Origin of the sequence: Comamonas sp. MYb396 (assembly GCF_037479555.1) — a bacterium.
In the GTDB taxonomy this organism is placed as follows: domain Bacteria; phylum Pseudomonadota; class Gammaproteobacteria; order Burkholderiales; family Burkholderiaceae_C; genus Comamonas.
The window spans coordinates 396176-417753 of record NZ_JBBGYU010000003.1 but is presented as its reverse complement, the minus strand read 5'-3'; the positions used below and the strand labels follow the sequence as shown (position 1 = coordinate 417753).

General features: G+C 64.2%; 14 protein-coding genes. 9 read left to right on the top strand and 5 right to left on the bottom strand.

Annotation, left to right across the window (positions count from 1 at the left end; all coding sequences use genetic code 11):
* Nucleotides 1–49 precede the first annotated feature (49 nt).
* The 4 genes from WH265_RS09600 (at nucleotide 50) to WH265_RS09585 (ending at nucleotide 8288) form a co-directional block, all read left to right on the top strand.
* The gene (locus WH265_RS09600; RefSeq protein ID WP_339558110.1) at nucleotides 50–487 is read left to right on the top strand and encodes a hypothetical protein; all 438 of its coding nucleotides are present in this window, start codon (nucleotides 50–52) and stop codon (nucleotides 485–487) included.
* A 10-nt stretch (nucleotides 488–497) separates the two neighbouring features.
* Entirely contained in the window at nucleotides 498–1655 is a 1158-nt protein-coding gene (locus WH265_RS09595; protein WP_339558109.1) for a PilW family protein, read from the top strand.
* Nucleotides 1652–2236, top strand: a complete 585-nt coding sequence (locus tag WH265_RS09590; RefSeq protein ID WP_339558108.1) for a pilus assembly PilX family protein — start codon at nucleotides 1652–1654, stop codon at nucleotides 2234–2236. Before WH265_RS09595 ends, WH265_RS09590 begins: the two co-directional genes overlap by 4 nt.
* A gap of 154 nt (nucleotides 2237–2390) precedes the next feature.
* A complete protein-coding gene (locus tag WH265_RS09585) occupies nucleotides 2391–8288 on the top strand; it encodes a pilus assembly protein (protein WP_339558107.1) in 5898 nt (1965 codons plus the stop codon).
* Between the two features lie 156 nt (nucleotides 8289–8444).
* On the opposite strand, the gene WH265_RS09580 is transcribed toward WH265_RS09585, so the two are convergent.
* Together WH265_RS09580 and WH265_RS09575 are read right to left on the bottom strand one after the other, a co-directional pair.
* The gene (locus WH265_RS09580) at nucleotides 8445–10472 is read right to left on the bottom strand and encodes a sensor histidine kinase (RefSeq protein WP_339558106.1); all 2028 of its coding nucleotides are present in this window, start codon (nucleotides 10470–10472) and stop codon (nucleotides 8445–8447) included.
* A complete protein-coding gene (locus WH265_RS09575) occupies nucleotides 10469–11179 on the bottom strand; it encodes a response regulator transcription factor (RefSeq protein ID WP_043339384.1) in 711 nt (236 codons plus the stop codon). The genes WH265_RS09580 and WH265_RS09575 overlap by 4 nt, the downstream gene beginning before the upstream one ends.
* A 491-nt stretch (nucleotides 11180–11670) precedes the next feature.
* On the opposite strand from WH265_RS09575, the gene lldP reads away from it, so the two are divergent.
* The 4 genes from lldP to dld all read left to right on the top strand — a co-directional run bounded on the left by lldP (nucleotide 11671) and on the right by dld (nucleotide 17176).
* The gene (lldP, locus tag WH265_RS09570; protein ID WP_339558105.1) at nucleotides 11671–13353 is read left to right on the top strand and encodes an L-lactate permease; all 1683 of its coding nucleotides are present in this window, start codon (nucleotides 11671–11673) and stop codon (nucleotides 13351–13353) included.
* 68 nt (nucleotides 13354–13421) lie between these two features.
* Nucleotides 13422–14198, top strand: coding sequence for a transcriptional regulator LldR (lldR, locus tag WH265_RS09565; RefSeq protein ID WP_339558104.1), 777 nt, complete (start codon nucleotides 13422–13424; stop codon nucleotides 14196–14198).
* Nucleotides 14199–14259: 61 nt separating this feature from the next.
* Nucleotides 14260–15396 carry an FMN-dependent L-lactate dehydrogenase LldD gene (gene lldD, locus WH265_RS09560; RefSeq protein ID WP_339517058.1) on the top strand — a complete coding sequence of 379 codons (1137 nt, stop codon included), beginning with the start codon at nucleotides 14260–14262 and terminating at the stop codon, nucleotides 15394–15396.
* Between the two features lie 25 nt (nucleotides 15397–15421).
* Nucleotides 15422–17176, top strand: a complete 1755-nt coding sequence (gene dld, locus WH265_RS09555; RefSeq protein ID WP_339558103.1) for a D-lactate dehydrogenase — start codon at nucleotides 15422–15424, stop codon at nucleotides 17174–17176.
* 91 nt (nucleotides 17177–17267) lie between these two features.
* Here the strand turns inward: dld and WH265_RS09550 are convergent, their stop codons facing one another.
* Nucleotides 17268–18182: a LysR family transcriptional regulator gene (locus WH265_RS09550; protein WP_339558102.1), complete on the bottom strand. Its 915-nt coding sequence runs from the start codon at nucleotides 18180–18182 to the stop codon at nucleotides 17268–17270.
* Between the two features lie 644 nt (nucleotides 18183–18826).
* On the opposite strand from WH265_RS09550, the gene WH265_RS09545 reads away from it, so the two are divergent.
* Nucleotides 18827–19081 carry a hypothetical protein gene (locus WH265_RS09545; RefSeq protein WP_312988232.1) on the top strand — a complete coding sequence of 85 codons (255 nt, stop codon included), beginning with the start codon at nucleotides 18827–18829 and terminating at the stop codon, nucleotides 19079–19081.
* Between the two features lie 96 nt (nucleotides 19082–19177).
* Here the strand turns inward: WH265_RS09545 and WH265_RS09540 are convergent, their stop codons facing one another.
* Together WH265_RS09540 and WH265_RS09535 are read right to left on the bottom strand one after the other, a co-directional pair.
* Nucleotides 19178–20626, bottom strand: a complete 1449-nt coding sequence (locus tag WH265_RS09540) for a CitMHS family transporter (RefSeq protein WP_339558101.1) — start codon at nucleotides 20624–20626, stop codon at nucleotides 19178–19180.
* A gap of 180 nt (nucleotides 20627–20806) precedes the next feature.
* Entirely contained in the window at nucleotides 20807–21055 is a 249-nt protein-coding gene (locus WH265_RS09535; protein ID WP_339558100.1) for a TIGR04438 family Trp-rich protein, read from the bottom strand.
* Nucleotides 21056–21578: the final 523 nt, after the last annotated feature.

The window sequence follows — 21578 nt, the reverse complement described above, 5'->3', positions numbered from 1 at the left end:
TGCAGCAGGGCAGAGAGGCATGATGCTGATCTAATCGCTGGTCGCCATCATGATCATTGTGTTTGGCATTCTGGGCATCGCCGGGCTCACTGCCCGGTCTGTCAACTGGTCGGGCCAGGCGCATTACCGCACGGAGGCGGGCATGTATGCCTCCCGAATTGTGCAGGTCATCTCGCTCAAGGTCGACCGCAGTTCGCCTGCAGCATTGGCTGCATCGCTACTGGAACTGCAGCATCAGCCTGACGGTGATGTGGAGCAATGCCGCTTCAGCGGCCAGAGCACTGATGATTTTGAGCTGGGCAATCTGCTGTCTGCTGCCATCGGTGGCCCGGAGCATGTGCTGGGTTTGCCTGGCGCTGTTTATGCAGGCCAGCAGATTCGCGTCAACACCGCCGGCGGCCTGAACCAGGTGACGGTCACGCTGTGCTGGCAAGCCCCGCATGACGCCGGCTTGCGCAACTACCAGATCCAGGCCTATGTCCACTAGGCCCTCTCGCATGAAAGCGTCCTCCATGCCTCGTCTGCAGCGCAGCAAGCCCAAGGGCAGCAACCAGGTGCAGCGCCCCTTGCAAGCGGGCTTTTCTATCATCGAAATCCTTGTTGGCGTGGCCATCGGCATGGCGAGCATGCTGGTGATCTACCAGCTCTATGGCGTGTCTGAGAAGCAGCGCCGCACCGTCTCTGCCGTGACCGACGCCCAAACGGCGGGCGCATTGGCCCTGTTCAGCATTGAGCGCGACATCCGCTCGGCGGGCCTGGGCTTTGCGGCGATGGAGGCGCGGCATTTGGGCTGTTCGGTGCAAGCCCATCGCAATGGCCGTGCCTTCACATTTCCGCTGGTCCCCGTGCGCATTGCAACCTCTGAAGGTCGTACGCAGCTCTGGGTGCTCAGCGGCTCTACGGCCAATATGGTGAGCGGATCGCGCTACGAGGCCAGTGCCAATGGCGTCCTCAGCATGGAGAAATCCAATGCTGGCCTGCATGCGGGCGATGTGGCGGTGGGTACCTCGGACAGCGATAACCGAGACTGCCTGATGATGGAGATCACCGCTGGCGCGGGATCTACAGTGGCGGCGGACACGGGCAGCGTAACCTATCCCAGCAACCGGGTGAGCCAGGGCACCGGCAGCTACACCAACTTCTATACCGGCAGCGCGGTGGCGCCTCGCTTCAACCATGGCGGCCGCCGCAATATGCTCGATGGCGGCATGACCAGCCTGGGTGAGGGCGCGCTCTACAACCTGGGGCCCGAGCCGCAGTTGCATGTCTGGAGCCTGGAAGGCCAGGAGCTGGTCTATTACAACCACCTGAACGAGACCAGCACCGACAGCGTGGCGGTGGCACACGATGTGCTCAGCTTCCATGCGGAATATGGCTATGACCTGAACGGTGACGGCCAGATTGCCGGCAGTGACCAGTGGACGACGACCTTGAGCGGCGGCTGGACCTGGGACAGGGTGCTGGCCGTGCGTCTGGCGGTGCTGGTGCGCAGCTCCCAGTACGAGCGCGATGAAGTGACGCAGGAGCCACCGCGCTGGGCCAATGGCAGCAAGCAATTCGAAATGACTGGCGATGACTGGAAGCACTACCGCTACCGCGTCTACGAAAGCCTGATCCCGCTGCGCAATACCTTGTGGGGACAACAAGCATCATGAAACGCCAAGGCCGCACAAGGCTTTCCGCAACCCGCCCGCAGGCCGCGCGTGGCGTGGTCTTGCTCGTAGCACTCATCGTGCTGCTGGTGATGACGCTCACCAGCCTTGCGCTGGTGCGCACCACCACCACAGGCTCGTCCATTGCCGGCAGCCTGGCTTTTAAGCAGACCGCCACCACCGGGGCCGACTTGGGCCTGGAGTATGGCCTGGCGCAGCTCGAGCAGCTGTCGCAAAACGGCACCGCGCTGGATCAGAACAACCCCAGCCAGGGCTATTACGCGCTGGTCGTTCCTGGCATCGCCGCCAAGGACCTGCCATGGAGCGCCGGTGCCAAACAAGCCAGCGCCGATGACGGTCTGGGCAATGAGGTGCACTACATGATCCACCGCCTGTGCAGCAATACCGGCGCCTGGAATGCAGATGGCCAGTCTTGCGTCACGCCGCCGAACACCGGCTGTCCGGGCTCGTCGGACGACGCAGGCAGTGTGCTGCCCTGCAACGACCGGCCGATGTACCGCATCAGCGCCCGGGCCCTGGGCCCGCGCGCGACCGTGAGCTATGTGCAGATGACGGTGTATTGAAGGCGCAGCGCAGAAGGCCAGCTCTGCAATGGGCCGCCTCTGCCAAGGCCAGACAGAAAAAAATCAGCAAGGTCGGCAGTGAACAGCGCGCAGACGCCCGCTGCCGCCGCAGGCCCGCAGGGGCCGATCAGCCATGAGGACGAAGGAGAGGGAAATGCTTCAGAAATTCAAACCCCCGCTGCGCGGGCGCCGGGCCGCAGGCCTTGGGGCCATGCTCGCCGCCGCCGCCGTGGCAGCGGGCTTGTTTGCCAGCAGTGCGGCAGCCGATTCCGCATCGTCGGATGCGGTGGACATTGCCGATATTCCGCTGGGCATTCTGGCCGACCAGGCCAAGCCCAATGTGATGCTGCTGCTCGACACCTCGGACTCCATGAAATGGAGCCATATGCCCGATGACTGGGAGAAAAACGCCAATTTTTTCCCGGTGGGCTACAAGAGCGCGCTGTGCAATACGCTCTACTACAACCCCGATACCCGCTATCCGCTGCCCAAGCAGGCCGATGGCATCACCGACATGCCGGTGCCCAGCTTCTCGGCGGCCTGGAAGGATGGTTATGACCAGGCGCGCGGCGCCGTCAACCTTGCCAACGCCTTTAGGGCGTACGACGGCGACACACGCCGCCAGAGCCTGAACGACGACCCGCCCCAGCGGGCCTATTACTTCCAATGGCACCCCAGCAGCGCCACCTACCCCACGATGCCCAGCTGGGAGCGGGAGGCCAGCTGTACCTGGCCCGATGTCCCTAGCCTCCACATCGATGACGGCAGCGTGCAGGACAGCGGCACTGTCGCCCAGCCCATCGACGGGGTGCCGGGCGGCCAGATGCGTGGCCGCTGGAGCCGCGTCAAGCTGGGCAATGCTGCCGCGCAAGAGCGCAACTTTGCCATCTGGTACAGCTACTACCGCACGCGCATCAACATGGCCAAGTCCTCCGTCAGCCTGGCCTTTGGCACGCTCAATGACAACTTCCGGGTGGGCTTTTTGACGGTGGCCAAGCCAGGCACGGGCCCAAACAGCCATTTTCTGCCGGTGCAAGATTTTGCCGGCAGCGACAAGCAGGCCTGGTTTCAGGCCATCCAGGGCACCCAAACCGGAGGCACCTCGCCCACGCGCGAGGCGCTGGCGCGGGTGGGCCGCTATTACGCGGGCAAAAGCGACAGCATCAATGACAGCATGCGGCCCTTTGTCGATCCCGTCGTCTCCGCCTGCCAGCGGCACTATGCCATCGTCACCACCGATGGCTACTGGAACGTGGGCCAGGAGACCCGGGGCAAAGGCCCGGTGCAAATCGATGGCACTACCCTGGTCGGCCAGCAGGATGGCCCGCCGCTGTCGCTGACCGGGCCCGAAGGCTTGCGTCCCCGCCCGGTCTACGATGGCTCGGTCAGTGGCTACAAGCTGGAGCGGGATGCATCGGTGACCTACGGCCTGGCCGACTGCACCGCTGGCTGGAAGGTGACCGTGCCCGGTGGCGGCACCAAGACCGAGACGGTCTACAAGAAGATCATCAAAAAGGATGTGCTGCGCCAAAGCCAAAAGGTCGGCTCTCTGCGCTGGACCCAAAAGCGATACAACCAAACACTGCTGGTGTCCCACAAAGCCCCTGGCTCAGATGACAGCGGGAACTTGGTGTCGCAGAGCGAGTACTGGTATGCCCAAGGCACGCATACCGTCAGCAAAAACCAGTACCAGCAGAGAATCAGCTGGAACTACATCACTAAAAAACAGTACCGCAACAAGCTGGTCACCACCTGGAGCACGGAAACCCAAACGCCCTGGGCCAGGGCGGTCGCCAGCCAGATGCGTGAGAAGCGCTATTTTTACTGGTATAAAAACCCGGCACTGGGCGAGGTGGAGCTCAAGACCACCGACAAGGCCGTGTGCGAGGCCTTTGCCAGCGGTTGCAAGGTCGAGCCGCCCGGGGGCGACAGCTGGAAGGTGGTGCAGTCTTGCACATCCGGCAGGGCGGGAGACTACCAGGTGGAGTGCGACGGCCCCACCGACCGCGATGTCAGCGCCTCGGCCTATTGCAGCCGCAATGGCCAGTATGTGCCCGGCGTGGGCACCATTGCCTGCGAAGGCGTAGCTGTGCCGGCCTACAGCGGCCCCGTATTGGCCTGCAATAGCCTGCACCCCCAGCTGGCGGCCGATATTGCCGCTGCAGGCGGCAGCACCGCGCTGGTGGAATACAGCAACTGCGACAGCAGCCACCGCGAGGAGCGCTATGTGCCCCAGGACCAGTGTGTTCCTCAGGCAGCCAGCCAGGCCAATGGTTTTAGGCATACCAGCTGCACCCGTGAGGCCATCAATGGCGACGAGGGCGAAACGGACAACAGCTGCCCGGTAACCAGTGCACCGGTATGGGATGCGGCCAGCAGCACCTATACCGAGTGCCGGCAGCGCGGCGCCTCAGAGAGGGTGGCCGTCTGCAGGCCCGGTGAATTGCCCGACCGGCCCGGCCGCATCAACATCCTTTGTGAGGCGCGAGGCGCCCCCTTGACCAGCACGGTGGCGCCCAGTGCTTGCAAGGCCGGGATCGAGGGAAACTACATGGTGGAATGTAGCAACATCCGCGACACCTGGGGCGGCCCGGTGCAGCAAGACTCGGCGAGCTGCCGCACCCATCCCGCGCCGCTCTACGATCTGACGTGCGCGGTGCAACGTAACCCTTGGCGGGGCGTGCCATCGTGTACGCCGCGGGCCCCAGCTGCCGACAACGGCTGGGTGGGCATCGAATGCCTCGACAGGAGCGATATGCCGGGAGGGCCGGACCAGTGCGTACCGGCACCGGGCATGGAGGGCGTGCAGCCGCCTGCGCCGACACCGACCAATCCGGCTACCTGTACGCCCCAAAATGCCACACCAGCGAATGGCTGCATTTACAGCGTGTGCCAGCCGAGGCTGCAGCGCACGGAGAATGTGCAGACATGCGTGATTGAGGCGTCTGGCCCTCCGGAGTGGACGCAATCGAGCTGTCAACCCATGACAGAGCCCGTGCAGGGCGTACCCAACTGCCAAGACCTGGTGGATGGTTATAAAGTGGTCTCCAACTGCAGACAACGCAGCTATGACGCTGACTTGGCCTATGGAACCTGTGAGGCGCTGGTTGCGCAGTCGGAGGGCGCAGGGCGCCCCATCAAGGAAAATGGCTGGAGCACCAGAACCTGCTTGAAGGTCGACGAAAGCACCCCCGACGGCCTCGTCTACCTGCAATCGGCCGAAGCCTTTGCCGCCTGCCAGCCTGGCACCAATTCCATTGGTGTAGAGACCCAGTGCGTGCAAGAAGGCCCCACCACCATCAACGTGCCGCAAGGCGAGCTGTGCGTGCCCGGCTACAACCCAGCGACCCATGTGGTGACCGACTGCAGCGGCGTGGGCCTGGGCTCGACCACGATTGTGCCCACCAAGCCGGATGACTGCCCGGCAGCCACCTGCCAAGAGTACAAGGGCCAAAAGAAGGTCTACGACGGTGATTACATGACCTACAACGTGAGCCTGGTGGGCGCTGCAGAAACAGGCCGTACCTTGGTCAGCCCACCGGGCATTGTCCCCTTTAGCGGCGATCTGGAATCGCCCGCGGTCTGCTATCCGCTCGATCCACCGCCGACGGTCGTCCAGCCGACCAATGGCAAACCCCAGCCCGGCACGGCCCCCTGGTCTGCGCTGCCAGCGGCCCATACCCGCTGCGGCAAGCTGCCCTGCGATGAAGAGCATCTGAGCCCGGCAACGGGCGGCAGCAGCAACTCGCTGGCCGATGTGGCGCAGTACTACTACGCGACCGATCTGCGCCCGGGCAGCAGCAGCGATACGCCGCGCGGCTGGGACAACAAGGTGCGGCCCGTGGGGACGGGCGCCGAAGATGACAAGGCCACCTGGCAGCACATGAGCACCTATGTGATCGGCATGGGCGTCTCGGGTGCCCTGCGCTACGACAAGAACTACAAAAACGGCGCGGGCGATTTTGCCCATTTGCGCAGCGGCCTTAAGACCTGGCCCATCTGGCCCAAGGACGACGCCCGCGACTACGAGCGCCCCGAGTCCATCGACGACTTCTGGCACACCGCCGTCAATGGCCGCGGGCTGTACTTCAGCGCCAACGACCCGGTCGCCATCCAGGCCGGCCTGGCCGAGGTGTTTGCCGATATCCGTGCGGCCCTGGGCTCTGGCGCCAGTGTCGGCGTGTCCTCGCCCATCACCGAGGCGGGCAACAACTTTGCCTATGCCGCCACTTACCGCACCGGCCGCTGGTCGGGCGATCTGCAGGCCTTTGAAATCGGCCTGAACTCAGGGCGGCGCACGCCCATTGTCGGCTGGTCGGCCAAAGAGGCGCTGGACAAGCGCGACCTGGCCACCGACAACCGCCGCATTCTGTTCATGAATGCCGGTGCACTGGCCGAATTCAGCTATGCCAACCTGGGCAGCTTGCGCAGCCATTTCGATGCCTCGGCCATCAGCACCCGCCTGGCCCAGTATGCGCAGATGAGCGATGCGCAACAGCAGGCTGCAGCAGGTGCCAACCTGGTGAACTTTCTGCGCGGCGACCGCAGCCTGGAGGGTTTTGCACTGGGCGATGCCCAGCGCCTCTTCCGCCCGCGCGAGAGCCGGCTGGGCGACATCATCGGCTCGCAGCCGCTGTATGTGGGCAAGCCCACCCGCCGCTACCGGGATGACGGCTATGCCGCCTACCGCCTGAGCCAGCAAAACCGCAAGCCCATGGTGTATGTGGGCGGCAATGACGGCATGCTGCATGCCTTTGATGCCGAGACCGACCTGCGCAAGACCGAAACCGTTGGTGGCCGGGACGTGCCCCAGGCAGCGCGCGAGCGCTGGGCCTTTGTCCCCACCGCCGTGATGCCCGAGATGGCGCGGCTGGCGAGCGTCGACTACGACGGCGGCCACCGCTACTTTGTCGACGGCGCGCCCGTGGTGGCCGATATCCGCGACGCCAGCGGCTGGAAAACCATCCTGGTGGGCGGCTTCAACAAGGGCGGCAAGGGCTACTATGCGCTCGACATCAGCGACCCCAGGAACCCCAAGCCGCTGTGGGAAGCGAGCTTGCCGAACATGGGCCTGAGCTTTGGCCGGCCCCTGGTCTCCAAGCACCCCAATGGCACCTGGGCCGTGTTCCTGACCTCGGGCTACAACAATGCCGATGGGCGCAACCATGTGTTTGTGCTCAATGCCAGCACCGGCGAACGCATGGAGCAAATGACCACCCCCACCGGCAGCGGCCTGCGCGAGCTCAACAACTACCTGCGCGACCCCGCAGGCGACAACACCACCCGCTTGCTCTACGGCGGCGATCTGGACGGCAATGTCTGGCGCTTTCAGTGGAATGTGGCGACCAGCCGCTTCGAGGTGAACAAGGTGGTGCAACTGGTCCATGGCGGCAAACCCCAGCCCATCACCACCCGGGTGGAGCTGGTGCAGGGCAGCACCCAGCTGCCGCGCATTCTGGTGGCCACCGGGCGGCTGTTTGGGCCTGCGGATTTGGGCAATGCGGACCCGCAGTCCATCTATGGCTTTGATGACAGGGCAGAGGGCTACACCTCCACGGGGCCAGCCTTCCGCGCAGACCTCAAGCAATCAGTCTTGACAGTAGCCACGGCGGCCGATGGCACGAAGACGCGCCGTATCAGCTGCGCAAGCAGCGAGGCTGCCTGCAAAGACCGCAAAAAAGGCTGGTATGTGGATCTGCCCGATAAGCGTGAGCGGGTGAACGTCAATCTGCGCCTGGCCGGCACGACCTTGGTCGTTGCCAGCAATGTGCCCACGGATGAACCCTGCGAGGCAGGCGGCTACGGCTGGCTGAACTACCTCAACGTGGAGACCGGGCAGGCAGTGGTCGATGGCCCCGATGGCGGACAGGCGGGCGTGCAGGTGCCCGATACCCTCATCGTCGGCAATGCGCTGACCGCTGACAAAGATGGCACGGTCACCAGCCACGTCCAAACCGGTGTGGTGGGCGATCCGATTGATATCCGTATCCCCGTGGCAGCCCCCAAGCCCCAGGGCAAGCGCATCAGCTGGCGTGAGGCAGTCAAGCACTAAGCGCTGATCTTTGTTGCGGATAAAGACTCAAGGCCACCACAGGCAGCTGTCTGTGGTGGCCTTTTTTGATGGTGAGCCATGGGCGATCTTCACTGCGCGCGCAGCAGAGCCCGTCACCGCACCCCCTCTCATTGTCTGTAGCAAGGCAGATCGCGCTCAACGCGCAGCGGCCCCCGGCGCTGCCGCAGGCAGCCCCGCCCCCAGCTGCAGCACCGCCGTTACCATCGTGCCGGCCGGGCTCGATTGCACGCTGAAGCTGGCGCCCAGGCGTTCGGCGCGGGCGGCCATGCTGCGCATGCCCACTGATTGGCCGGCGCGCTGCACGGCCTGCACATCAAAGCCCACGCCATCGTCCTCGACCCGCACCAGCAGCTGGTTGGGCCGGGGCTGCGAATACTCCACCCGCACCTTGCTGGCATGGCTGTGCTTGATGACGTTGGACAGCGCCTCCTCCACCAGCCGGGTCAGCAGCAGGCATTGCAGCGCATTGGGGCGCTTGCCTTCTTCGACGCTGCCCTGCCACTGCGCGGCAATGCTCCAGTGGGTCTGCACGCCAATCTCATCCAAGATGCGGGTGATGCGGTGGCGCAGTGGCGCGGCCCATTGCACGGGGGTGTCGGGCACCGATGCGCCGGCGCTGGAGCCGTAGTCGATCAGCTGGTTGAGGTCATCGCGCATGCTTTTGAGCAAGGACAGCACGCGCGCGCTGCTGATGGTCTCGTCCGCCTGCTCGACCAGCGCCATGCTGCGCACCAGGGCACCGCCCAGGCCGTCGTGCAGGTCATGGGCCAGGGCCATGCGCTCTTGCAGCTTGGCGTTCTCCAGCGCCTGCACATGCTCGCGCTGCAGCGCCTGGGCCAGCTCGCTGCGGGCAGATTCCACCCCTTGTTTGAGCTCGCGGTTAAAGCGCCGCACCTCATGCATCTGCCGCACCAGCTGGCCGCCCAGGAGCAGCATCAGCAGGCCAATCACCAGCACGCCGCTGAGCGCCGCCCAGTCGCGCGCCACCTGCCAGCGGTCCAGCACCGAGTACAGGTTGTTGAGCGCCACCAAGGTCAGCAGCAGCCAGATGCAGGCGAGCAGGATATGCGCTAGATTGCGCGGCCGCTTGCGCGGAAACCAGGCGTGGAGCTGGAACTGCAGCCCATTGACCAGGAACACCGCCGTCGCGCCCTGCCACACTAGGCTAAAGCCCTGGCGCGAATGCTCGGCCGGCAACAGGCAGGTGATCGCTGCACCGACAAAGGCCAGCAGCCACAAAAAGCGCTCCACCCAGGGCAGCTTTTGCGCGCCAAAGCGGAAGGTGAAGATGCACACGCTCAGCACATAGCCCAGCAGTGCCACCAGGCTGAAGCGGGCACGGGTGAGCGAATCCGGCCAGGGCCACTGGCTGCCCGCCAGGTAGGTGCTCAAATACAGCATCCAGCACAAGGCCATCAGCGCAAACCAGCCATAGGTGCGGGCCTTGCGCTGCAGCAACCAGATGCTGAAGAACAGCACCCCGGCCATCGCACACAGCACGGCATTGACAAAGTAGACCGTGCGCTGGCGCCATTGCTTGCCCGCCTGCACCTGGGCCACCTCTTGCGGCGCGCCCAGGCGCAGCTGGCCCAGGCCCGGGCTCAAGGCGCGGTGGCCCACCGCATACACCCAGATAGTGTTGACCCCGGGCTGCAGCAGCGATTCGGGCAGCAGCCACCAGCGCGGCACATTCCAGCTGCGTGACAGCGGCTCGACCAGGGAGGCATCGCTCCAGAGCAGGTCATGGTTCACATACACCGCACCGGCCACGCTGATGCCATCAATGCCCAATGCAATGGGCTCAGGGGGCGAGGAGGACTCGGCATCGAGCCCAGGTGGTGGGCTGGCGCAGCTGCGCTGCCAGGCAATGCGGTACCAGACGGCGCCATCGTGCGCAGGCCAGCGCTGGGTCCAGAGATCGGGCAGCGTGACCGGCTCCCAGCCCTCGGTCGGGGCTGGCAGCTGCGGGTTGAGTGCGCTGGCGCGTGCCGCATCCACGTGCAGGATTCGCGCCTTGCAGCTGCCAGCCTGGGGAGTGCTGGCTGGCGCGGTTTGGGCCATCGCAGGCCCAGCCAGCAGCCCAAACAGCAGTGCCAGCAGCAGCGCCAGCAGGTACGCCCCGGCTTGCAACAGGCGGGGCAGGGGGTGAGCGCGCGGGCTCACTCAATCATTCCCCGGGCGCGCGCCTCGCGCACCGCCATCATGCGCGAGGAGACGGCCAGCTTGCGGTAAATGCGCTTGACATGGCTCTCCACCGTATGGCGGGACAGATGCACTTCATTGGCGATCTCACGGTTGCTCATGCCATCGGCTACCAGGCGCAAGATCTCGGCCTCCCGGGGCGTCAGGCCCACATCGGGCTCGCCGCCGCTGGCAGCGGGCGCTGCGTGGTCGGCCGGCTTGGGCACGCGCAGTGGCAGCAGCTGCAAAATGCGCCGGGCAATAAAAGGGTCGATCGGCGCGCCCCCGCGCAGCACGCTGCGGATGGACAGCATCACCTCGAAATCGTCGCGCTGTTTGAGCACATAGCCCGTGGCCCCAGCGCGCAAGGCGCTCAGGATCAGTTCTTCGGAGCTCCAGGCCGACACCACCAGGATGCCCAGCCCCGGATCCTCGGCCCGCAGCTCTTCGATCAGCGACTGGCCATTGCCATCGGGCAGGCGCAAATCCACCAAGGCCAGGCCCACCGGCCCCTCGGCGACCACGGCCCGCGCCTCTGCCAGCGTGCCGGCAAAGATCAGCGCATCGTCCTCATAGCCAAGCTGGTGCAGCACCTGGCGCAAGCGTTGTTGCAGAAGCGGCTCGTCCTCCACGACCAGGACGGGGACAGGCAAAAGAGCATCTTCAACAAGCAACGAAGGTTCAAGCATGGATAAGCAAAAAAACGCGCGGGCGGACCCCCGCGATGGTATGCGAGTGGGCGAAAAATGCTATCCCTGAAATTGGGGAATTTCTCTGACGTTCCTCTTGGCGGAGGACGGGTGAGCGGTCACTGCCATGCCAGCACTGTGGCGAGTGGTCAGTGCCTTCATTCAGCGACCAAGGTCAATTTTGTTGGTTTGAATTGGTATTACCAATAATGAAAATTGGCCTATGAATTGTTAAATTACGGGTTTACCCTGGCAATAAATTTGCATGATTCCCCAATAATCGCCCAACTTTGCCGCAGGTTAGCGATTTCATGGCTTATTGGTAATACCAATTTAAACCAAAGGTCCAACCGGCGGCATAGCGAACAAGCCATTCACCAGCCAAGGCCAAGCACAGGGCATCCCAAGCAGCCCGTTTGCGCCAAGCCCCCGGTGAACAGCCCAAGAACAAGGCGCCTCAAGCGCCCCTCCAATAACTTCGAGACATCGCCATGCAAACTCTCTGGCAGCAAAACTACGACCCGGCTGGCAACATCTGGGTGTCGGCCCTGGTGGCCTTGATTCCGATCCTGTTTTTCTTTTTGGCACTGACCAAGCTGCGGCTCAAGGGCTACCAGGCGGGCACCGTCACGGTGGTGCTGGCGCTGGCAGTGGCGTTGTTGTTCTACCGCATGCCCGTCAGCGCGGCGCTGGCCTCGGCCGTCTATGGCTTCTTTTATGGTTTGTGGCCCATTGCCTGGATCATTGTGGCCGCCGTGTTTCTGTACAAGATCTCCGTCAAGACGGGGCAGTTCGATGTGATCCGCTCGTCGATCCTGTCGGTCACGCCGGACCAGCGCCTGCAGCTCATCCTGGTGGGCTTTTGCTTTGGCGCGTTTCTGGAAGGCGCGGCAGGTTTTGGCGCGCCTGTGGCCATCACGGCGGCCTTGCTGGTGGGCCTGGGCTTCAAGCCGCTGTATGCCGCTGGGCTGTGCCTGATCGCCAATACCGCGCCGGTCGCCTTTGGCGCGATGGGCATTCCGATCATCGTCGCCGGCCAGGTCTCGGGCGTCGATGCGTTTGCGATTGGCCAGATGGCGGGCCGCCAGCTGCCCTTCATGACCGTGCTCGTGCTGTTCTGGCTGATGGCCATCATGGATGGCTGGCGCGGGGTGAAGGAGACCTGGCCTGCGGTGCTGGTCGGTGGTGGTTCGTTTGCGATCGTGCAGTTCCTCACCGCCAACTACATTGGCCCGGAGCTGCCCGATATCACCTCGGCCATCGTGTCCTTGATTGCGCTGACCCTGTTCCTCAAGGTCTGGCAGCCCAAGCGCATCTTCCGCTTTACGCCAGAGGCGGGTGAACAGGGTGCGGCCGCCGTGCCTGCAGCACCGGTGTCCTCGGGCGCGCCGCTGACGGCTGTTGCCGTCATCAAGGCCTGGTCGCCCTTCATCATCCTGACGGCCATGGTCACGGTCTGGAGCATCAAGCCCTTCAAGGCGCTGTTTGCCGCGGGTGGCCCGCTGGCGTCCACCGTCATCAATATTCCGGTGCCGTTTCTGCACAACCTGGTCGAGAAGACGCCACCCGTCGTGGCCGCTGCTGCCCCATATGGCGCCGTCTACACCTTCAACTGGCTGCTGGCCACCGGCACCGCCATCCTGATTGCGGCGCTGATCACCATCGCCTTCACCCGCCTGTCGCCGTCCAAGGCAGTGGCAACCTTGGCCGAGACCTTCAAGGAACTGGCCGTGCCGATCTACTCCATCGGCATGGTGCTGGCCTTTGCCTTTGTCGCCAACTACTCGGGCCTGTCGGCCACCCTGGCGCTGGCACTGGCGCACACGGGCCAAGCCTTTACCTTCTTCTCGCCCTTCCTGGGCTGGATTGGCGTGTTCCTGACGGGCTCGGACACCTCTGCCAATGCACTGTTTGCCGCGCTGCAGGCCACCACCGCGCAGCAGCTGGGCCTGCCCCAGGTGCTGACCGTGGCCGCCAACACCACCGGCGGTGTGACGGGCAAGATGATCTCGCCCCAGTCCATCGCCATTGCCTGCGCGGCCGTGGGTCTGGCGGGGCGCGAATCGGATCTGTTCCGCTTTACGGTAAAGCACAGCCTGATCTTTGCGGTCATCATCGGTTTGATGACTACGCTGCAGGCTTATGTGTTTCCATGGATGATTCCGGGTCATTGAGCGTTGCTGCGCCATCGCCGTTGGTGGCGCCCGCGACGAGAACACATACCACCTGAAAGCTCTTCCCCATGCGCCTCGCTGACCATGTCGTCGAAAAACTGCTTGCCCTGGTGCAGGCCCGTGGGCTGCAGCCGGGCCAGCGCCTGCCGGCAGAGCGGCAACTGGCGCTGGAGCTGGGGGTGTCGCGCACGTCAGTGCGCGAGGCGCTGCAAAAGCTCATCAGCCAGGGGGTGCTGTCGGCCCGGCGGGGCGATGGCACCTATGTGCAGACCGTGCCATCTGCCGATTGGCTGCAAGAGGCCATGGCGCCGCTGGCCGGGCTGATCGATGCCGACCCCAACTACCGCTATGACGTGCTGGAAACCCGCCATGCGCTGGAGAGCAGCACCGCCTGGCTGGCCGCGCAGCGTGCCACCGCGCAAGACAAGGAACGCATCCAGCGCTGCTTTGACGTGATGATCGAGCACCAGCAAAGCGGCCATGCCGAGCTGGCTGCGCGCGCCGATGCGCAGTTCCACCTGGCGATTGCCGAGGCATCGCACAACCTGGTGCTGGTGCAGGTGATGCAAAGCCTGTTCACCGTGGTGCTGTCTACCGTGGAGCGCAACCGCCACGACATGTTCCGCCTGAGCGCCCCGGTCACGCTGCAGCAGCTCACCGTGCAGCACCAAAGCCTGATGCAGGCGATTTTGGAGGGCGACCCGCAGCGCGCCCGCGCCTGCATTGGCGAGCACCTGGAGCATGTGCGCCACACCATCTTGCAAATGGATGAAGAGCGCGCGCGACGCGAGCGATCGATGCGCCTGCCGGCCGAGCTGATGCCCAGCCTGCCGGGTGTGCCCTGATCTGCGCGGATCCTGACAACCAACATACCGAGACAAACCTCCCAGCCCTGAGAGCGCCACCATGATCATATCTTCCGCATCCGACTACCGCGCCGCCGCGCAAAAGCGCCTGCCGCCCTTTCTGTTCCACTACATCGATGGCGGCGCCTATGCCGAGCAAACGCTCAAGCGCAATGTGGCTGATTACGCCGATGTGGCCCTGCGCCAGCGCGTGCTCAAGGACATGAGCCAGCTCGACACCAGCATCGAGCTGTTTGGCGAAAAGCTCTCTATCCCCGCCATCCTCGCGCCCGTCGGCCTGCTGGGCATGTTTGCCCGCCGGGGCGAGGTGCAGGCCTCGCGCGCCGCCGCTGCCCATGGCATTCCCTTCACCCTGTCCACCGTTTCGGTCTGCCCGATTGAAGAGGTGGCGCCGGGCCTGGGCCGGCCGATGTGGTTCCAGCTCTATGTGCTCAAGGACCGGGGCTTTATGAAGAACGCGCTCGAGCGCGCGCAGGCCGCCGGCTGCTCCACCCTGGTGTTCACGGTCGATATGCCCGTGCCCGGCGCCCGCTACCGCGATGCGCATTCGGGCATGAGCGGCCCCAATGCGGCGATGCGCCGCTACTGGCAGTCCCTCACCCACCCCGCCTGGTCCTGGGATGTGGGGCTGAACGGCCGCCCGCATGACCTGGGCAATATCTCCGCCTACCGGGGCAGCCCCACGGGCCTGGCCGACTACATCGGCTGGCTGGGCAGCAATTTTGATCCATCGATCTCCTGGAAGGACCTGGAATGGATCCGCGACTTCTGGAAGGGCCCGATGGTCATCAAGGGCATCCTCGATCCGGAAGACGCCAAGGATGCCGTGCGCTTTGGCGCCGATGGCATTGTGGTCAGCAACCATGGCGGCCGCCAGTTGGATGGCGTGCTGTCCTCCGCCCGTGCGCTGCCGGCGATTGCCGATGCGGTCAAGGGCCAGATCAAGATCCTGGCCGATTCGGGCATCCGCAATGGCCTCGACATCGTGCGCGCCATCGCCTTGGGGGCGGACGCCACCTTGCTCGGCCGCGCTTTTATCTATGCGCTGGCCACCTCGGGCCAGGCGGGCGTCAAGCACCTGCTGGAGTTGATGGAAAAGGAAATGCGCGTGGCGATGACCTTGACCAGCGTGGCCAAGGTGGCCGATATCAACGGCGATCTGCTGGTGCGCCAGTAAACGACGTACCCTACCAAGACCCGCCATGACCGCTGCCACCACCACCCCCGTCTCGCGCGATGCGCTGCTGGCCCAGCTGCGCGCGGCCGTCGGCCCCGCCCATGTGCTGACGGGCGACCAGGCCACGCGCCGCTTTCGCAAAGGCCACCGCACCGGTGAAGGCCCGGTGCTGGCGGTGGTGCGCCCGGCCAGCCTGTGGGAGCAGTGGCAGGTGCTGGAGGCCGCTGTGGCGGCCGACCGCATCGTCATCATGCAAGCGGCCAACACCGGACTCACGGGTGGATCGACGCCCGACGGCAGCGGCTATGACCGCGAGATTGTGCTGATCAACACCTTGCGCATCACCGGGGTGCAGGTGATTGGGGGTGGCGCCCAGGTCGTCTGCCTGCCGGGGGCGACCTTGGACAAGTTGGAGCAGGTGCTGGCGCCGCTGGGCCGCGAGCCGCATTCGGTCATCGGCTCGTCCTGCATCGGTGCCTCGGTGCTGGGCGGCATCTGCAACAACTCCGGCGGCTCGCTGGTGCGGCGCGGACCGGCCTATACCGAGCTGGCGCTCTATGCCCAGGTGCGGGCCGATGGCTCGCTGGCGCTGGTCAACCACCTCGGCATTGCGCTGGGTGCCACGCCGCAAGAGATCCTGACCCGCCTGCACAACGGCGACTACCGCGAGGCCGACATCACGCACGATGCGCAGCGCGCTGCCTCCGACCCGCGCTACGCCGCCGCCGTGCGCGATGTGGACCGGGATTCGCCCGCGCGCTTCAATGCCGATCCCTCGCGCTTGTTTGAGGCCTCGGGCTCGGCCGGCAAGCTCTGCCTGTTTGCGGTGCGGCTCGATACCTTTCCCAAAGTGCCCAGCACCGTGTTCTATATCGGCAGCAATGCGGCCGACGACCTGACCACCGTGCGCCGCCATCTGCTCACTGCGTTGCCGGAGCTGCCGATTGCCGGTGAGTACATCCACCGCACCGCCTACGACATTGGCGAGCAATACGGCAAGGACACCTTCTTGCTGATTGACCGCTTTGGCACCGCCCGCGTGCCTGCGGCCTTTGCGCTCAAAAGCCGGGTCGATGGCTTCTTTGAGCGCCTGGGCCTGCGCGGCGTCAGCGACCGCATCATCCAGGCGGTCACCAACCTCTTGCCCAGCCATTTGCCGCCGCGCATGCGCCAGTGGCGCGAGCGCTATGAGCACCACCTGCTGCTGCGCGTGGCCAACGACACGGCAGACGCCACACGCGCGTTTCTGAGCACGCATTTTGCTGGCAGCGCCAGTGGCGGCTGGTTTGAGTGTGATGCTGATGAAGGGCGCAAGGCCTTCCTGCACCGCTTTGCGATTGCCGGCGCCGCCATCCGCTACCGCGAAGTGCACCGCGCCCAGGTCGAAGACATCGTCGCGCTCGATGTTGCCCTGCGCCGCAATGACCGTGACTGGGTGGAGCAGCTACCGGCCGAGGTCGAGGCCGACATGGTGCACAAGCTCTACTACGGCCACTTTTTCTGCCATGTCTTCCACCAGGACTACATCGTGAAAAAGGGTGTCGATCCGCTGGCGATGGAGCACCGCATGTGGACGCTGCTCGATGCGCGCCGGGCCGAGTACCCGGCCGAACACAATGTGGGCCACCTCTATGTGGCCAAGCCTGCACTGGCTGATTTTTACCGCCAGCTGGACCCGAGCAACAGCCTGAACCCCGGCATTGGCCACACGGCGCGGGGCAAAAACTGGGAGGCCTGTTGTGAGCGGCCTGGTGCCTGGCCCAAAGGCTATTCAGACTAGCGCCGGTCTGGGCTGTGGCGCTGGCGCACTGGCGCCGGGGAGGGGCATGCAGTTGCCGGTTGGCAGCCCGTAAGCGGTCTCCGGGGCTGGCTCACAGCGTATCGCACAGCATGTCCCAGAAGGCCTGCACCAGCAACGGCGTTCCGGCCTGCTTGCCGTGCTTCATCAGGCAAATTTTTCTGGCCAGCTGCGGCCGGGCGATCGGCAGGTAGCACAGCTGCGGATCAGAGTGCGCCTGCTTGCTCAGGCTGGATATCAGCCCGACTTTCAGATCGCTGTGCACCAGCGCGTACAGGGATTCGATCGACGACAGGTTGTGCGGCACATTGACATGCACGCCCTGCTCGCGCAGCACGGTGGTGATCATGTCATAGGTATTGCCCCGCCGCAGCACCGCCAGGGGCTGGTCCTTGAGATGGTGCCAGTGCAGCTTGGCCTGCTGGGCCAGTGGATGGCGCGGGGAGAGCACGACCATGATCTCGTCGGTGGCGATCAGGCGCGAATCGATGTGCGAGGGCGTGTCGAACTGCAGGCCCACCGCGATATCCGCATCCCCTTGCGTGATCGACTCGATCAGCGTGTCGCTGTGCATGTCGTCGAGCACGAAATGCACCTCCGGGTGGCGCTGCTGGAACTGGGCCATATACGGCGCAATCCACTGCGATGCCGAGGGGATGCAGTGGATGCGGATGGCATGGCTTTGGTGTTGCAGCCGCTGCAGCATCTCCTCCATGCCCTGGTCAAAGGTGGCAATCATCCAGCTGACCTGGGCGCGTACCGATTCGCCCGCCGGCGTCAGCCGCACGCGCCGCATGCTGCGGTCAAACAAGGTGACGCCCAGCGTGAGTTCAAGTTCGCGAATGGCGGAGGAAAAGGCCGGCTGGCTCATCGCCAGCGACTGGGCGGCCTGCGTGAAGGTGGGGTGCTCAGCGGCCTGCTTGAAGCAGCTGAGCTGCCGCAATGTGGGGATGGATGCCGATCTCTGCGGCTGGTAAACGTGGGTCATGATGAATTCATTTTTTCAAATCAAAATAATTACTCCAATTGTAAATTGCTATGTAATTAAATTTTTTACAGATGCGTAAAAAAATGGCTGGGAACAGGTGCCGATGGCAGCTGGATAGCACCAGGCCGGAGCGTAAAAGTTCCGGAGATTTTTACGAAAACGCCTCTGTTTCATCGGTATTTTTACCGATGAAGGGCGAAGCACTGGCGCCGCGATGGGTAGCGACTGTGCCACACATGGGGTAGATCGTGGGCATACCTAACATTTGTTGAATTTATCGCTATTTATTAACGATAGATATAGTATATTATTTAAGTTGGTTTTTTCGCACAGATCGGCCCGAGGCTGGCGTGCCGCCCACAGGGCGGTTTTGACCGGTGGCGTTCAGCGCCTCCCTGGCCCTGGCCCTGGGCCAGCGCGCTGTCTGCCGCAGCCTGCTGCCCCCATGCTGCCCATGCGCTGTGCATGCCCGCAGCAGCCTGCCCCTTTGCCCGAATGCCATGTCTTGACCGGGCCGGCGTTGCTGCAGCAAGGGCGGTCCCTGGTGCATTTCCGAAACTCCGCTCCTTGGTGCTGCAGACCGGGCCCATCGACGGGCCGGGCGGCCGGCGCGGGGATGTCCTTTATTTTTTACAAGCTCAACTATGAATTTCTCAAGCATCGATTGGAGCCAGGCGCCAGAGGATGCGCGCTGGTGGGCCATGGACGGCGATGGCCATGCCTATTGGTACTGCAGGCCGCAGATTGCGGCGGCCACCACCTTCTGGTTTGCCGCGCGCCACCCGGCGCCCAGCTTTGGCTATGCGCGCGATTTCCGGCAGTCGCTGCAAGCGCGGCCGGCACCGGCCGAGGAGAGCGCGCCTGCGCGCGCTGCAGCGGTCCGTCTGCTGCGCCGCTAGCACGGTGCGCAGCGGGCGCTGCGGCTGGCCCAGGCCCGCCCAGCGCCGTGTTGCGCGGCCGGCCGCTGCCCTGGGGCAGGGCTGGCACCGTGCCGGTCAGATGATGCCCAGCATCCAGGTCAGCACCAACAGTGACAGCGACAAGCCCCAGATCCAGAAGAACGAGTAGCGGATATGCTGGCCCATCGACAGCTTGGCCAGGCCCAGGCCCATCCACAGCGCTGGCGAGAACGGCGAGACAAAGGTGCCCACGATGCTGCCGATGATCATTGCGTAGGCTGCCGAGGTGGATGGCACCCCCGCCTGCGACGTGATCTGCTCGACGACCGGGAACAGCGCAAAGTAATAGGCATCGGTGCTCAGCACCAGCTCCAGCGGAATGCCGATCGCGCCAATGACCAGGTGCATATAGGGCAGCAGCACGGCTGGCAGCACATCAACCAAGGCCCGCGCAATGCTGTTGAGCATGCCCGACTCCTTGAGGATGCCCAGGAACGTACCGGCCGCCAAGATGATGCTGGCCATCATGATGGCGCCGCCCGCATGCGCATTGTTGCGCTGGATCTGCACCTTGGGCTGGGGGTAGTTGATGACCAGGGCCACGCACAGCGCAATCATGAAGGTATAGCCGGGCGGGAACACGCCCATCACCAGCACCGCCAAGGTGAGCAAAAACACCAGCGCATTGACCCAGCGCAGCCGGGGGCGCAGCAGCTGCGCGCGCGCTTCATCGGCGGCCTTGGCTGCAGCGGCCTGGATGGCCAGTTCGGTGGCGGCATGGGGCTGCAGTGCAGCGGCCAGCTCGTCGACATGGCTGGGGTGAGCTGATGTGGGCGCCGATGGGGCCACCGCTGCAGACGCCGGTGCAGGCTCAGAGCCGGACTCCGCAGCAGGCAGGGCTTGCGCCAGCTCGGCCTTGAGCGCCTGCTGGCGGATGCGGCGCTGCTCGCGCAGGCCCAGAAACACCGCCAGTACCAGCAGCAAGGCCAGGCCCAGGCCCTGCACCACCACCAGCTCGCGCCACAGCGCCACGGCATCCATCTCCAGCACGGTCGCTACGCGGCCCACCGGCCCGCCCCAGGGCAGCATATTGACCACGCCGGCGCTGGCGGCCAGCAGCAAAAACAGCAGGTAGGGGCTCATCTTCAGCCGCTGGTAGAGCGGCAGCAAAGGCGGCACCACCAGCAAGAAGGTGGAGGCGCCTGCGCCGTCGAGCTGAGCGATGGCTGAGATCAGCACCGTGCCCACGGCCACGGCAATCACATTGCCGCGCGTGATGCGCACCATGGCGCGAATCAGCGGGTCAAACAGGCCCACATCGTTCATCACGCCAAAAAACAAAATGGCAAAGATGAACATGGTCACCACCTGCACCACGGAGCTGATGCCATGGCGGTAGAAACCGGTGATCTCGCTGGTACTGAAGCCAGCGATCAGGGCGCCGGCAAGGGGCACCAGCACCATGCTGATCACGGGCGAGACCTTCTCGCTCAGCAGCAAGGCGACGATGACAACAACAATGGCTAAGCCAATCAAGGTGAGCATAAATACTTCTTCTAGTGCGTGGGGGGAATGGCGCATACCTTGCGCGGTATGCAGCCGGCGCTGAGTGGCCCACACATGCCCGGTAGCCAGGCCCGGCGGTGCTTGTGGCACCGCCAGCGGCTCGCCTCTCGTCTCCAGGGCAAACACGGGGTGGGTTTGCCGGGGCGGTGTGGGCCGCTCTTATCTGTCGCGGGACCGGGTCGCGTTGAATTTGAAAAGGTCCTTGTCTTTCACATAGCGGGCCGATTGCTTGCGGGCGCGCCGCGCCCGGCTGCGCCGGCGTGTGTAGCCCGACCAGTCGGCCCACAGCTTCCACAGCAGGGCCAGCAACGAGGGCAGCAGCACATGGGGCCATGGCCAGCTATCTATTGGTGGAATTTCATAGATTTTCAGCATCACCAGGCTGACAGCAATGATCAAGAGGTACATGGCAGCAAAGAGGGGGTGTGTTGCACTGCCTGTAGCGCAGATCGGTATGACCCGAGGGCAGCGACAGTGCAAGGCGGGCGGTGGGATGACCACCCGGGATGAAAAAGGCGTCAGGCCCGCGATCGCTGGATGGCAGCCCATCCTGTGCTTGCAGGCCTAAAGACAACATGTCTTGGCCGCCAAGGCAGGAGCCCGGTGGCATCTGACAACACATGTGCCTAAATTATAGCTTTATGCTAAGAATTCAATTAAATGAATCATTGAAAGCTATTTTTAGCCAAGTTCTGCTGCATGCACTGCCAGGAGCACAGGGGTACATACGGGCGACCTATGCCCGGGCAATACCCGGCCCAATCCTTGGTAGTTCCATGGTGGGCCCTTGCCATGGAGGGTCTTTGCGGCAGGCATTTGCTGCGTTGGAGTTCCGTATCCGTTCAGTATTGGGCAACGGTGAAACGGCATGCTCCGCTATTGATCGCGGGGGATTTAGTACCCTGTTGTCCGAGTAAGTTACAGGGTCTGG

Excerpts from the sequence above, each read along its gene's own strand:
- WH265_RS09600 (WP_339558110.1), top strand. The coding sequence starts at position 50 with ATGATCATTGTGTTTGGCATTCTGGGCATCGCCGGGCTCACTGCCCGG.
- dld (WP_339558103.1), top strand. The coding sequence starts at position 15,422 with ATGACCGCTGCCACCACCACCCCCGTCTCGCGCGATGCGCTGCTGGCC.
- lldD (WP_339517058.1), top strand. The coding sequence starts at position 14,260 with ATGATCATATCTTCCGCATCCGACTACCGCGCCGCCGCGCAAAAGCGC.
- WH265_RS09595 (WP_339558109.1), top strand. The coding sequence starts at position 498 with ATGAAAGCGTCCTCCATGCCTCGTCTGCAGCGCAGCAAGCCCAAGGGC.
- lldP (WP_339558105.1), top strand. The coding sequence starts at position 11,671 with ATGCAAACTCTCTGGCAGCAAAACTACGACCCGGCTGGCAACATCTGG.
- lldR (WP_339558104.1), top strand. The coding sequence starts at position 13,422 with ATGCGCCTCGCTGACCATGTCGTCGAAAAACTGCTTGCCCTGGTGCAG.
- WH265_RS09545 (WP_312988232.1), top strand. The coding sequence starts at position 18,827 with ATGAATTTCTCAAGCATCGATTGGAGCCAGGCGCCAGAGGATGCGCGC.
- WH265_RS09550 (WP_339558102.1), bottom strand. The coding sequence starts at position 18,182 with ATGACCCACGTTTACCAGCCGCAGAGATCGGCATCCATCCCCACATTG.
- WH265_RS09585 (WP_339558107.1), top strand. The coding sequence starts at position 2,391 with ATGCTTCAGAAATTCAAACCCCCGCTGCGCGGGCGCCGGGCCGCAGGC.
- WH265_RS09590 (WP_339558108.1), top strand. The coding sequence starts at position 1,652 with ATGAAACGCCAAGGCCGCACAAGGCTTTCCGCAACCCGCCCGCAGGCC.
- WH265_RS09540 (WP_339558101.1), bottom strand. The coding sequence starts at position 20,626 with ATGCTCACCTTGATTGGCTTAGCCATTGTTGTTGTCATCGTCGCCTTG.
- WH265_RS09575 (WP_043339384.1), bottom strand. The coding sequence starts at position 11,179 with ATGCTTGAACCTTCGTTGCTTGTTGAAGATGCTCTTTTGCCTGTCCCC.
- WH265_RS09535 (WP_339558100.1), bottom strand. The coding sequence starts at position 21,055 with ATGTACCTCTTGATCATTGCTGTCAGCCTGGTGATGCTGAAAATCTAT.